This window comes from Amycolatopsis sp. NPDC049252, assembly GCF_043197175.1.
GTDB lineage: Bacteria > Actinomycetota > Actinomycetes > Mycobacteriales > Pseudonocardiaceae > Amycolatopsis.
The window spans coordinates 1-12672 of the sequence record NZ_JBICSQ010000146.1 but is presented as its reverse complement, the minus strand read 5'-3'; the positions used below and the strand labels follow the sequence as shown (position 1 = coordinate 12672).

The window sequence follows — 12672 nt, the reverse complement described above, 5'->3', positions numbered from 1 at the left end:
GCGGCGGAGCAGGGTGTGGGTGGTGAGGCCGGTGTGGTCGAGGAGGGGGGTGAGGGTGGGGTGGGGTCCGATTTCGACGACGTCGGTGATGCCCAGCTCGGTCATGGTGGTGACGCCGTCGGCGAACCGGACCGTGTTGCGGACGTGATCGACCCAGTGCCGGGGATCGGTCAGGGTGGTGGCGACCCCGCCGGTGAGGTTGGTGATCACGGGGATCCGCGGCTCGTGATAGGTCAACTCCCGCGCGACCGTCGCGAACTGGTCGAGGATCGGGTCGAGGTGGGCGGAGTGGAAGGCGTGCGACACCCGCAGTTGCTTGCCGTTGAGAGCCTCGATGTCCGCCAGATCGCCGGAGAGAACCACGGAGGTCGGGGTGTTGACGGCGGCGATCGACAAACCCGGGGTCAGCAGTTCACGGGCTTGGTCTTCGGTGACCGTGAGGCTGGTCATGCCCCCGGGCGCGGTGACGGAGTCCATGAGCTGCGCTCTCGCGGTGACCAGCCGGACAGCGTCGTCCTCGTCGAGGACACCGGCGAGGTGCGCGGCGGTGATTTCGCCGAGGGAATGCCCGATGAGGACCTCGGGCCGCAAATCCAGCAGGCGGTAGAGGGCGACTTCGAAGGTGAACAACGCAGGCTGGGTGTAGCGGGTCTGGTCGACCAGATCCGGGGTGGTGAACATCGCCTCCCGCAGGTCCTCACCGAACTTCGCACACAGCCGGTCGATGGTGTCCGCGAAAAGGGGATAGGTGTCGTAGAGGGCTTTGCCCATCCCGGTCCATTGGGAGCCTTGGCCGGTGAACATCATGGCGAGTCGTGGCTGTCCGGCGTGCTGGACGGGCAGGGCGGTGGTGCCGATGAGGGCGGAGCGGTAGGGGAATTCGGTGCGTCCGTGGGCCAGGGTGGCCGCCACCCTGCTGTCGTCGAGGTCGCGGAGCCGCTCGAGTTGCTCTTCGACCGCCTCAGGGGTGGCGGCTGAGACCAGCAACGGTTGTGGCCCGGCGGGTTCGACCGGGTCGGAGACGGGGGCTTGTTCGAGAATGAGGTGGGCGTTGGTGCCGGAGATCCCGAAGGAAGACACCCCAGCCCGCCGGGTTTCGGTGTCCCACGACCGTGCTTCGGTGAGCAGGGCGACGGTGTCGTCCCATTCGACGTGGCTTGACCGTTCAGGGGCGTGCAGGGTCGGGGGCAGCACGCCATGGCGCATGGCGAGGAGCATCTTGACGATGCCACCGACGCCGGCGGCGGCCTGCGTGTGACCGATGTTGGACTTGAGCGAGCCCAGCCAGAGTGGCGTGTCGGGCGTTCGCGTGGTTCCGTAGGTTGCTTGGAGCGCTTGGGCTTCGATGGGGTCACCCAGCCGGGTCCCCGTGCCGTGCGCCTCCACCACGTCCACATCGGACGGTCCGAGACCCGCGGCCGCCAGCGCTTCCTGGATCACGCGCTGCTGCGACGGGCCATTCGGGGCGGTGAGGCCGTTGGAGGCACCGTCCTGGTTGATCGCGGAACCCCGGATCACGCCGAACACCCGGTGCCCGTTGCGCCGCGCGTCGGACAGCCGCTCCAGCACCAGCATGCCCACGCCCTCCGACAGGCCCGTGCCGTCGGCGTCGTCGCCGAACGCCTTGCACCGGCCGTCGGCGGCGAGGCCGCGCTGGCGGGAGAACTCGACGAACGTGTTCGGCGTGGCCATCACCGTCACCCCACCGGCCACCGCCAGATCACACTCACCACCCCGCAAGGCCTGCCCCGCGAGGTGAATGGCCACCAGCGACGACGAACACGCCGTGTCCACACTCACCGCGGGACCTTCGAAACCGAAGGTGTACGCCACCCGCCCCGACGCCACGCTGCCGTAGCTGCCGTTGCGGAGATAACCCTCCAGCTCCTCGGGGACCTCCGTGATCCGGGACGCGTAGTCGCCGCTGTACATGATGCCGGTGAAGACGCCGGTCCGGCTGCCCTTCAGGCCGGCAGGCACGATTCCGCCGTACTCCAGCGCCTCCCACGTCGTCTCCAGCAGCAACCGCTGCTGCGGATCCATCGCCAGCGCCTCACGCGGGCTGATCCCGAAGAACTCCGCGTCGAAACCCGCCGCGTCGTGCAGGAAACCGCCATACCGCGACGTCACCGTCCCCGGGTGGCCGGGGTCCGGGTCGAACAGGTTCTCCAGATCCCACCCGCGATCCGTGGGGTACTCGCTGATCGCGTCCACCCCCTCGGACACCACCCGCCACAGGTCCTCGGGCGAGCGCACCCCACCCGGATACCGGCAGGCGATACCGACGATCGCGACCGGTTCGTCCACAGCGGACGCTCTCGCCGGGACCACCGGCTCGGCGCCGACGATCTCCGCCTCCAGATGACGCGCGACGGCGGCGGGGTTCGGGTGGTCGAACACCAGGGTGGTGGGTACGCGCAGGCCCGTCGCGGCCTGCAGGCGGTTGCGCAGCTCCACCGAGATGAGCGAGTCGAACCCGATCTCCTTGAACGCGCGGCCGGGCGCCACGGACGCCGGATCGTCGTGTCCGAGCACGGCCGCGACGTGCTCGGACACGAGCCCCAGCAGCGCGGGAAAGCGCTCGCCGTCGGGCAGCGCGGCGATCCGGTCCGCCCACGAGCCGCCGGCGACGGACGCGGTGGCGCGCCGGAGGGGGGTGCGCACCAAGCCACGGAGCACCGGCGGCAGCGTGCCGGCCTCCGCCTGGACGCGCAGCGCGGGCAGGCTCCAGTTCGCGGCGACCACAGTGGACTCTTCCACCGCGACCGCGGTGTCGAGCATCTCCAGCGCCTGCACCGCATCGAGCTGCGCGATGCCCGCGCGGGCCATGCGCGCCACATCGGCGTCGCCGAGGTGCCCGGTCATCCCGCTCGCGTCGGCCCACAGCCCCCACGCGACGGACACGCCGGGCAGCCCGGCGGCGCGACGCGCGGCCACGAGCCCGTCGAGGTAGTCGTTGGCGGCCGCGTAGTTGGCCTGCCCACCACCGCCGAGGACGCCGATCACCGAGGAGAACGTCACGAACAGGTCGAGATCCGCGGTCAGCTCGTGCAGGTGCCGGGCGCCGTCGGCCTTGGGCGCGAACACCTTCGCGACCGAACCGGCGTCCTGCGCGGTGAGCAGCGCGTCGTCCAGGGTGCCCGCGGCGTGGATCACGCCTCGCACCGTCAGCCCCGCCAGCGCGGCCTCGAGACTGTCGCGCCGGGACACGTCACCCGCGCGCACCTCCACCCGGGCGCCGAGCGCGGTCAGGCCGGCGACCAGCTCGTCCGCGCCCGGGGTGTCCAGGCCGCGGCGGCCGAGCAGCACCAGGTCCCGCACGCCCCACGACTCCACGACGTGGCGCGCCACCAGGCTGCCGACGCCGCCGAGGCCCCCGGTGATCAGGAGGGTGCCTCCGTCCCAGGTCACCGAGGCCGGCTCCGGCTCCAGCCGCGCCAGGCGCGGGATCTCGATCACGCCGCCACGCACGCGCGCCTCGGTTTCGCCCGAGAGCGCGCCCAGCACGACCGACGGCTCCACCGAACCGTCGGAGTCCACGACGACGAACCGGCCCGGGTGTTCGACGGCGGCCGAGCGCACGAGACCGCGCACGCCGTCCGCCTGGTCGCAGACGATCGCGAGGGTCGCGTCGCCGGACCGTTCGTCGGTCACCCACCGCTGCAGGACCGCCAGGACCCCGGTCACCAGCTCACGGGCGTTCGCCGCCCGCGGAACCACGTGGGCGGTCAGCCGCTCTTCGAGCGCGTCCGGCTCGAAGACCGCGAAGGCGACCGGTTCGCCCGGCGCCACGGCGGTCCACTCGACCCGCAGCAGCGAACTCGGCCGCGACAGCCGGGTGGGGTCGACCTCCCGCAGGGCCAGCGACGACACCGACAGGACGGGGGCACCGGCCTGGTCGGCGACGTCGAGGGCCACGCTGCCGTCGTCCCGGGGTGAGACGTGGACGCGCAGCGTGGACGCACCGGTGGCGTGGACGGACACCCCCTGCCAGGCGAAGGGCAGGCGCACGTCGGCAGAGCCGAGCACGACCGGGTGCAGCGCGGCGTCCAGCAGGGCCGGGTGCACGGTGAACCCGTCGGCTTCGGTGACCGGCGGCGAAATCTCGGCGTACCAGTCGTCGCCCGCCCGCCACAGCGCGGTGAGCCCCTGGAACGCCGGCCCGTACTCGTACCCGGTGTCCGCCAGCCGCTCGTAGGCGTCGTCGAGCGGGATCCGCTCGGCCCCGGTGGGAAGCCAGGCGGTGTCCACGTCGGTGCGGTCGCAGCCGACCACGCCGGTGGCGTGCCGGACCCAGTCGTTCCCGCCGTGTCGCGCGTGGACGGCCACCGGACGCGCGCCCTCCGCGGCGGCGCCGACGGTGACCTGGATCTCGACCTCGCCGCTCGGCGGCAGCACGAGCGGGGTTTCGAGGATCAGCTCGTCCAGGGTGTCGCACCCGGCCGCCGAGGCGGCGGTGAGCGCGAGGTCGACGAACGCGGTGCCGGGCAGCAGCACGGTGCCGGACACGGCGTGGTCGGCGAGCCACGGGTACTTCGCGAGCGACAGCACGCCGGTGTGCACGACACCGCCGTCGGCGAGCTGGGTCTCCCGGCGCAGGAACGGGTGCGCGAGCTCGTCCGAACCGCCCGGCGGAATCGGGAGCCAGTACCGGCGGCGCTGGAAGCGGTAGGTGGGCAGGTCCGCGACCGGGCCGTCCCCGGTGAGCGCGGTGAAGTCGACGGGCAGGCCCTGGGCGTGCGCCTGCCCCAGCGACCGCAGGAACCGCGGCAGGCCACCCTCGTCGCGGCGGAGCGAGCCCACCGACACGGCGTCCTCGGCCGTGTCCTGCACGGCCGCGGACAGCACCGGGTGCGGGCTCATCTCCAGGAAGAAATCGTGGCCCTGCCCGGCGAGCTCGCGGATGACGGGTTCGAAGTGGACGGTCTGGCGGAGGTTGCGGAACCAGTAGTCACCGTCGGCTTCCGCGGTGTCCATGAGCGCGGCCACGACGGTCGAGTGGAAGGGCACGGCGGAGGAGCGCGGCCGCAGCCCGTCGAGCAGTCCGGCGAGGGTGTCCTTGAGCTCCTCGACCTGAACGGAGTGCGAGGCGTAGTCCACCGAGACCCGGCGTGCCCGGACGCCGTCGGCCTCGCACGAAGCCAGGAACTCGTCCAAGGCCCGCGGCTCACCCGAAACGACCACAGTGGACGGTCCGTTGACGGTGGCCACGGAAAGCCGGTCACCCCACGGCCGCAGCCGCTCGGACACGCCGTCGAAGCCCAGCGAGACCGACACCATGCCGCCGCGGCCGGACAGCGCACGGATGGCCTGGCTGCGCAGCGCGACCACCTTCGCCGCGTCTTCGAGGGACAGGCCGCCCGCGACGCACGCCGCGGCGATCTCGCCCTGCGAATGCCCGACCACCGCCGCCGGCTCGACGCCGAACGAGCGCCACAACGCGGCCAGCGACACCATCACGGCGAACAACACCGGCTGCACGACGTCGACCTCGTCGAACGTCGGCGCGCCGGGATCCCCGCGCAGCACGGCGAACAGGTCCCAGTCGACGTACCGGCCCAGCGCCCGGGCGCACTCCGCCATCCGGGCGCGGAACACCGGCGCGTCCGCCAGGAGCCCTACGGCCATCCCCGCCCACTGCGCACCCTGGCCGGGGAAGACGAACACCGCCTTCGCCCCGCGTTTCCGGACCTCCCCCGTCACGACGGCGGCCGCCGGCTTCCCGTTCGCCAGCGCGTCCAGCCCGGCCAGAGCGGATTCGTGGCCGTCCGCCACGACGACGGCGCGATGGCCGAACCGGGTCCGGCTGGCCAGCAGGGCACGCGAGACGGCCCGGAGCCCGGCCTCCGGGGTGAGGTGCTCGCGCAGCGCTTTGGCCTGGGCGCGCAACGCTTCTTCGCTGCGGCCGGACAGGACGAGCGGCACGGCCGGGAGCGCCGGCTCGGGTTCGCGGACGTCTTCGGGCACCTGCTCCAGGACGACGTGGGCGTTGGTGCCGCTGACCCCGAACGACGAGACGGCGGCCCGGCGGGGGCGGCCGGTCTCCGGCCACGGCTCGGCCGCGCCGATCAGGCGGAGGGCGCCGGCGGCCCAGTCCACGTGGGGCGACGGCTCGTCCGCGTGCAGGGTCGGGGGCAGTACCCCGTCCCGCAGCGCGTGCACGACCTTCAGCACACCGGCGACCCCGGCGGCGGCCTGCGTGTGGCCGATGTTCGACTTCAGCGAGCCCAGCCGCACCGCGTGGCCGGCGTCGCGGCCCTGCCCGTAGGTGGCCAGCAGCGCGTGGGCCTCGATCGGGTCGCCCAGCGTGGTGCCGGTGCCGTGTGCTTCCACCAGGTCGACGTCCGGTGCGGACAGCCCGGCGGCGGCCAGCGCGTCACGGATGACCTCCTGCTGCGCCACGCCGTTGGGTGCGGTGAGCCCGTTGGACGCGCCATCCTGGTTGATCGCGGACCCGCGGACCACGGCGAGCACCCGGTGCCCGCGGGCGCGGGCTTCGGACAGCCGTTCCAGCACGATCATGCTCGCGCCCTCGGCCCAGCCCGTGCCGTCCGCGTCCGCGCCGAACGCCTTGCACCGGCCGTCCGGGGAGAGCCCGCGCTGGAGGCTGAACTCGACGAACATGCCCGGGGACGAGAGCACGGTGACCCCGCCCGCGAGCGCCATCGTGCATTCGCCGCGCCGCAGCGACCCGGCGGCCAGGTGCAGCGCGACCAGCGACGACGAGCAGGCGGTGTCCACCGTGACGGCCGGCCCGCGCAGGCCGAGGGTGTAGGCGATGCGCCCGGACACCACGCTGGGGGTGGTGCCGGTGAGGGCGTAGCCGTCGGCACCGGGGCGCACCTCGTGCATCCGGGGGCCGTAGTCCTGGGCGGTGGCGCCGACGAACACGCCGGTGCGGGTGCCGTGCACCGAGGCCGGGTCGACCCCGGCGCGCTCGATGGCCTCCCACGCGACCTCCAGCGCGAGCCGCTGCTGCGGGTCCATGGCCAGCGCCTCGCGGGGGCTGATGCCGAAGAACTCGGCGTCGAACAGGTCGGCGTCGTGCACGAACCCGCCGCGGCGGGTGCTGGACTTCCCGGGAATCCCCGGTTCGGGATCGTAGAGGGCGTCGACGTCCCAGCCGCGGTTGCCGGGGAAGTCGGAGGTCACGTCGGCGCCGTCCAGCACGAGACGCCACAGGTCCTCGGGGGTGTTCGCGCCGCCGGGCAACCGGCAGGCCATGCCGACGATCGCGATCGGCTCGTCGCTTTCCGTGCGCCGCACCGGGGCGGTTTCCGGTTGCCCGCCGGTTTCGAGGTGGGCGGCGAGTGCCGCCGGGGTCGGGTGGTCGTAGGTCGCGCTGACCGGCACGCCGCGGCCGGTGGCGGCGGCGAGGGTGCGGCACAGCTCCACGGTGGTGAGCGAGTCGAACCCGAGCGACTTGAAGGTCGCGCGCTCGTCGACCTCGGCGGGGTCGTCGTAGCCGCCGACGGCCGCGGTGTGGCGGCGGACGAGGTCGAGCAGGTCGGGTGCCCCTTCGGGCTCGGGCTCGGGGGTCGGCAGCGGCGCGTCGAACCAGTGTCGCCTGCGCTGGAAGGGATACGTGGGCAGGTCGACGTGCGGGGCCGCCGGCAGGAACCGGTCCCAGTCGATCGCGACACCCGTGGTCCACAGACGACCGAGCCCGGCGAACAACGCCCGCCGGTCATCGGTGTCACGCCGCAGAAGCCCCGTGACCGCCAGATCCGGAACGCACTGCTCGACCATCGGCGTCAACGCCGGATGCGGCCCCACCTCCACCACATGCGTGACACCCAGCTCCGACAACGTCGCCACACCATCCGCGAAACGGACCGTGTTGCGGACGTGATCCACCCAATGCCGAGGATCAGTCAGGTTCGCGGCGACCTCACCGGTCAGGTTCGACACGATCGGGATCCGCGGCTCACGATAAGTCAGCTCCCTCGCCACCGCCGCGAACCGATCAAGAATCGGGTCCAGGTGCGCCGAATGGAAAGCGTGCGACACCCGCAAACGCTTCCCCTCCCACGCCTCGATCTCCTCGAGATCACCCGACACCACCACCGAACCCGGCGTGTTCACCGCCGCGATCGACAAACCCGGCGTCAGCAACGCACGAACCTGCTCCTCCGAACCCTCGACCGTGATCATGCCCCCGGGAGTGGTGATCGAATCCATCAGCTCGGCCCGCGCCGTCACCAACCGCACTGCGTCGTCCTCATCCAGCACACCCGCCACATGAGCCGCCGTGATCTCACCCAGCGAATGTCCGATCAGGACATCCGGCCGCACATCCAACAACCGATACAGCGCCACCTCGAGGGTGAACAAGGCAGGCTGGGTCCACCGGGTCCGATGCACCGACTCCGGATCACCCACCAACCCGAACTTCGCCGACAACCGGTCCACGGTCTCCGCGAACACCGGAAAAGACTCGTACAGAGCCTTCCCCATTCCGACCCACTGCGACCCCTGACCGGTGAACGCCACCGCGAGCTTCCCCATCTCCCGCACCCGCTCGGCCACCACACCCGACAAACCACGACGCAGCTCACCACGGGACTCACCCACCACCACAGCCCGGAACCCGAACTCCGCCCGGCCCAACGCCAGCATCCGAGCCGCACCCACCACATCCGGGCCGGCCTCGGCCAGACGCTCGGCCGCGGCCGTCACCGCACCGGCCGACCGACCCGACAACAGCCACGGCACCACCCTCTCGTCACCGTCCACATCGGACACCGGAGCCGCTTCCAGCACCAGGTGCGCGTTGGTGCCTCCCATGCCGAACGACGACACGCCCGCGAGCAGCGGCCGCGCTTCCTCCGGCCAGGGGCCGAGGTCCTGCTGCACGTGCAGCCGCCAGTCGTCGAGCCGGATTTCCGGATGCGGGTGCGAGAAGTTCAGGCTCGGTGGCAGGACCCGGTTTTCCAGGCACAGCACCGCCTTGACGAAACCGGCGATGCCGGCGGCGCCCTCGAGGTGCCCGATGTTGGTCTTCACCGAGCCCACCGCCAGCGCGGCGGCACGGCCGGGCGCGGTGCCGAGGACCTCGCCGAGCGCGGCGGCCTCGACCGGGTCGCCGACCGCGGTGCCCGTGCCGTGCAGCTCGACGTACTGCACCTGCGAGGGTGCCACCCGCGCGTCCGCGCAGGCGCGGCGCAGCACGTCCGCCTGGGCGTCCACGCTGGGCACGGTGAGCCCGGCGCCCGCGCCCTCGTTGTTGACCGCGCCGCCGCGCAGGATCGCGCGGACGTGGTCACCGTCGGCGAGCGCGTCCGCGAGCCGCTTGAGCACGACGACGCCGCCTCCTTCGCCGCGCACGTAACCGTTGGCACGCTCGTCGAAGGTGAAGCACCGGCCGTCCGGGGACAGCGCACCGAACTTCGACGCCCCGACGAAACTCTCCGGCGCGACGATCAGGTTCACCCCGCCGGCGAGCGCGAAGTCGCACTCCCCCAGCCGCAGGCTCTGCATCGCCGAGTGCACGGCGACGAGCGCCGACGACTGGCCGGTGTCGACGACGAGACTCGGGCCGCGCAGGCCGAGGAAGTAGGAGACGCGGTTGGCGATGATGCCGCGCTGCGTTCCGGTGAGCGAGTGCTGGGTCACCGCGCCGGGGCCGCCGCGGCGGGCGAGCGTCGCGTAGTCGTCGGAAGCCGCGCCCACGAAGACCCCGCCCCGCGTCCCCTCGACCCGGGCGGGCACGATGCCGGCGCTTTCCAGCGACTCCCACGCCAGTTCCAGCACGAGCCGCTGCTGCGGGTCCATGCTCGCCGCCTCACGCGGGGAGATGCCGAAGAACGCGGCGTCGAAGAGGTCGACGCGGTCGAGGAACCCGCCCGCGGCGGTAACCGCCTTGCCCGGTGCGCCCGGGTCGGGGTCGGTGAACTCACCCGCGTCCCACCGGTCCGCCGGCACCGTGGTGATCGCGTCGGCCCCATCGCAGAGCAGCCGCCAGAACGCGGCCGGATCGGGCGCGCCGGGCAGGCGGCAGGCGAGACCGACCACCGCGACGGCGTGCTCGTTCAGGGGGCTGCTGGGCTGGCTCACGCTCGTCCGCTCCTCACGCTGGGGGGTCACCAGAAGATGGGCAGGCGGTTCACGCCCTGCACGGTGCCGGTTCCCGGCGCGCGGTAGGGCAGGTTCTCGGCCGGCTCGGCCAGCTTGAGCCCGGGCAGGCGCGCGAACAGTTTCGACAGCGCCACCTGCACCTCCAGCCGGGCGAGGTTCTGGCCGAGGCACTGGTGGATGCCGTAGCCGAAGGTGAGGTGGTTGCGGCCGGCGCGGTCGAACCGGATCGCGTGCGGGTCGTCGTGCACGGAGGCGTCGCGGTTGCCGAGGGTCGCGGAGATCAGCACGCCCTCCCCGGCCCGGACGGTGGTGCCCTCGATCTCGATGTCCTCCAGTGCCACGCGCACCCCGGCGAGGTCGGTGACGGCAAGCACGCGCAGCAGCTCCTCCGCGACGGCGGGCAGGCGCTCCTCGTCACCGAGCGCGGCGATCTGCTCCGGGTGGTCGAGCAGCGTCACCACGGACATCGCCAGGGTGGAGGCGGTGGTGTCGTGCCCGGCCACCAGCAGGACGAGCGCGATCTGGACGAGCTCGTGCTGCGTCAGCTCCCCGGCCACGACCGCGGGGGCCAGCTCGCCCATCAGCCCGGGGCCGGGCTCGGTGCGCCGCAGCGTGACCAGCCGGTCCAGGTACCCGATCAGCTCACCCCCGGCGGCCTGCGAGTCCTCCTGGGTGGTCGCGTGCAGGAGCCGGCGCGAGGCGTCCTGGAAGAAGTCCAGGTCCTCCTCGGCCAGGCCCAGCACCTCCGACATCACCTGTGACGGCACCGGGGTCGTGAAAGCGGACACCAGGTCGACCGGCTGGGGCAGCGACTCGACGTGGTCGAGGTACCGGTCGACGATGCGCTCGACCATCGGGCGCATCGCGCGGACGCTGCGGAGGCTGAAGTACGGGTTGAGCAGCCGCCGGTGGTCGTCGTGCACGGGCGGGTCCATGCCGATGAGCACGAGCTGCCGGGCGACGCCGGCCCGGAACCGCGGGGCCACGAGGGGATAGCCGTCACGCGTCCGGTCGGCCGACAGCCTGCGGTCGGCGAGCAGGCTGCGTGCCGCCGCGTAGCCGGTGACCAACCAGACCTCGCGGCCGTCGAACAGCGTCACGCGGGACAGCGGCCCGCGCTCGGCGAGGGCGAGGTAACCGGGCGGGGCCTGGTACGGGCACTCGCGCGGCTGCGGAAAAGGCGCCTGGGTCATCGTCACTGTCCTCGCGCTGTCTGCGGACGGGCAACGGCCCGAACGGGCCCGCCGAGGACGGTAAGCAGGGCGGCGGCCCCGCGGCAACGCGGCTTTAGCACGCCATCAGTGCCGCCTTGCCGGGCCGAAACCTCCGGCACGGCACCGGGCTTTGCGCATTTCGGGCACTGAAGACAGCTTTTGGGGTGCCTTTAGGACGCCGCCGACCATGGAAGGGGTTGCGGCGCTCACCCGCGCCGGGAAACCGACACCGGTCCCGAGGGACGGGGAAGGGAGAACGACGTGGACATCCGGGTCCTGTCGGCCGGGACCGCGTTGCCCGGCGCACCCGTGAGCAACGCGGCGCTGGCCGCCCGCTTCGGCATGGACACCCTGTGGGAACAGTGGGTCGACGCCTTCATCGGCACCCGCCACCGCCACCTGGCCCTCGACCTGGAAACCGGCGGTCAGGACCACTCGCTGGCCGACCTCGGCACCGAAGCGGGCCGCGAGGCACTGGCACGAGCGGGAACCACACCGTCCGAAGTGGACCTGGTGGTGCTGAGCACCGCGACGCCCGACGCGCTGATGCCCGCCACCGTGAACGTGATCGCCGACCGGCTCGGCATCGACGGGGTCACTACGCTGCAGCTGCAGGCCGGCTGTTCCGGCGCCGTGCAGGCGCTCGACACCGCGCGGCAGCTGCTGCTCGCCGGGCGGCACCGGACGGCGCTGGTGCTGGGCGGCGAGGTGCTGGCCCGCTTCTACGACCTGTCGGCCGACCTCGGCGGCCTGCCCCCGGAGCAGCTGGTGAACTTCGTGCTCTTCGGCGACGGGGCCGGCGCGGCCGTGCTCACCACCCGCGACGTGCCGGACGCGGTCTCGCTCGTCACGAGCATGACCCGGCTGGAGGGCCTCGGCCACGAGCCCGGCGCGACGCTGGAGTGGTTCGGGCCGGTCGACCGCGACTCGGAGCGGGTGCCCGCGAGCGAGGACTACAAGGCGATCGAGCGGCGCGTCCCGCTGATGGCGGGCGCCACCGTCGACGACCTGCTGGACGAACTGGACTGGAAGGACAGCGAGGTGGACTACCTGCTGCCGCCGCAGCTGTCCGGGCGGATGTCCGCACGGATCTCCCGGCACCTCGCCGACCACCACGGGCTGGCCGGGGCGCACACCGTCAACTGCGTCGACGAAACCGGCAACAACGGCAACGGGCTGGTGTACTTCCAGCTGGAGCGTGCCCTGGACCGGCTCGGCGAGGGCGACCGCGCGCTGTGCGTCTCGATCGAGTCGAGCAAGTGGATCCGCGCCGGTTTCGCGCTGGAGCGACGATGAGCGCCCCGGAGACCACCGCGCCGGTGAGCGGCCTGGGCGCGGTGCGAGACCTGGCCGGGGACGGGCAGCTGGCCGTCCGCTGGCC

The 12672-nt window shown here is 72.7% G+C and carries 3 protein-coding genes; 1 reads left to right on the top strand and 2 read right to left on the bottom strand.

Going from position 1 to position 12672, the window contains the following annotated elements:
- Positions 1-10056, bottom strand: a 10056-nt coding sequence (locus ACGFMK_RS47725; RefSeq protein WP_392778326.1) for a beta-ketoacyl synthase N-terminal-like domain-containing protein, incomplete at its 3' end; no start/stop codon positions are given.
- A gap of 26 nt (positions 10057-10082) precedes the next feature.
- Positions 10083-11270 carry a cytochrome P450 gene (locus ACGFMK_RS47720; protein WP_392778323.1) on the bottom strand — a complete coding sequence of 396 codons (1188 nt, stop codon included), beginning with the start codon at positions 11268-11270 and terminating at the stop codon, positions 10083-10085.
- A 282-nt stretch (positions 11271-11552) separates the two neighbouring features.
- On the opposite strand from ACGFMK_RS47720, the gene ACGFMK_RS47715 reads away from it, so the two are divergent.
- Positions 11553-12587: a 3-oxoacyl-ACP synthase III family protein gene (locus ACGFMK_RS47715; protein ID WP_392778320.1), complete on the top strand. Its 1035-nt coding sequence runs from the start codon at positions 11553-11555 to the stop codon at positions 12585-12587.
- Positions 12588-12672 lie beyond the last annotated feature (85 nt).